General features: G+C 43.9%; 1 protein-coding gene and 1 pseudogene. Both read left to right on the forward strand.

The genetic code is table 11. The annotated features are described in order from the left end of the window. Window positions 1–508, forward strand: a pseudogene (locus tag R7Z77_RS24960) (D-alanyl-D-alanine carboxypeptidase); the annotation flags it as partial. 88 nt (window positions 509–596) lie between these two features. Next, window positions 597–791: hypothetical protein (locus R7Z77_RS24965; RefSeq protein ID WP_318136993.1), on the forward strand; the 195-nt coding region annotated here is incomplete at its 3' end.

The raw sequence follows: 791 nt of genomic DNA on the forward strand, positions 1-791 counted from the left end.
TCGTAGCATGAACGTTGACGGGATGAAAACGGGCTATACCAGTGGTGCAGGTTACAGTTTGGCGACGTCAGCCACCAATGGCGACATGCGCCTTATCGCAGTTGTTATGGGGGCGAAGAGCCAAAGTGTGCGTGAATCAGAAAGTAAGCAACTTCTTAGTTACGGTTTTCGATTCTACGATACCTTGATGCCAACGGCCGCAGGAACTGATATCGCAAACGCTCGCGTTTGGATGGGGCAAAAGGATGAGTTAAAAGTTGGCGTGAACCGCGATGTTTATCTCACTCTGCCTAAAGGTGATGTAAACAAACTTAAAGCGGAAGTGGAATACAACGGTGATTTACTTGCGCCAATTGCTCAAGATCAGGTAGTTGGCAAGGTGCTATACAAAGTGGATGGAAAAGTCGTGAAAGAGACCGCGCTAGTTGCACTCGAACCAGTGGAAGAAGGCGGTATTTTTAAACGTATTATGGATTGGCTTAAGCAACTGGTAGCAGGCTGGTTTTAAAGGTTTTTTATAAAATCAATTTACTAAGGCGGCCTAAATGGTCGCCTTAGTTTTTTGAACAACTCGTAATGTCCAAAGAAGCTAAAACGTGTTGTTATTCTTGCTCTCCCATCGCTTTTTATTAAAAACGACGTCAAAGAATAACGATGCCGTAGCTTTCGATATTGGATGTGATCCCAATCCTCACAAATCGTTGTTAGTCCAAGCCTTCAGTGATGTTTTTGCACAACCATTTGTGCGTGATGGGTATGAGAGAAAACAAACCAGAACAAAAAATGGAGTG

The organism is Vibrio sp. 1401 (genome assembly GCF_033340295.1).